The sequence below is a fragment of the Pilimelia anulata genome (assembly GCF_014647895.1).
GTDB classification, from domain to species: domain Bacteria; phylum Actinomycetota; class Actinomycetes; order Mycobacteriales; family Micromonosporaceae; genus Pilimelia; species Pilimelia anulata.
Genome location: NZ_BMQB01000037.1, coordinates 1 through 595 on the forward strand (window position 1 = coordinate 1; position 595 = coordinate 595).

At 68.7% G+C, this 595-nt stretch carries 1 pseudogene; it reads right to left on the reverse strand.

The annotated features are described in order from the left end of the window. Positions 1 to 595: pseudogene (locus tag IEY94_RS23870) on the reverse strand (IS5 family transposase); the annotation flags it as partial.

Consider the following 595-nt stretch of genomic DNA (forward strand, 5'->3'; position numbering starts at 1 on the left):
GCGGCGCAGGTGGGTGCGGATGGCCTTGGAGCTGTAGCCCTTGTCCGCCACGACGTGGTCGGGACGCACCCGGGGTCGACCCGGGCCGGGTCGGGTCACTTTGATCGCGGCCATGACCTCGGTGAAGCGGCTGCAGTCGTTGACGTTGCCACCGGAGAGCACGAACGCCAGTGGCCGGCCGTCGCCGTCAGCGGCGAGGTGAATCTTGGTGGTCAGTCCACCACGGGATCGTCCGACGGCGTGATCTGACGGTTCGTCCGTTCCCCGCCACCCCTTTTGGGGCCGGCGGCGTGTTGATGAGCCCGCACGATCGTGGAGTCCACCGACACCAGCCACTCGATATCCCCGGCGGCGTCAGCGTCGGTCTGCACCCCGGCCAACATCCGCCCGAACGTTCCGTCCAACGCCCACCGGCGGAACCGGGTATAGACCGACTGCCACGACCCGTACCGGCCGGGCACATCCCGCCACGGCGCACCCGAGCGGACCTTCCACACGATCCCGTTGAGGACCCGCCGATCATCAACCCGCGGCCGGCCACCGGTCACCGCCGCCGGTAGCCACCTCGACAGCATCTCCCACTCAACATCAGAAA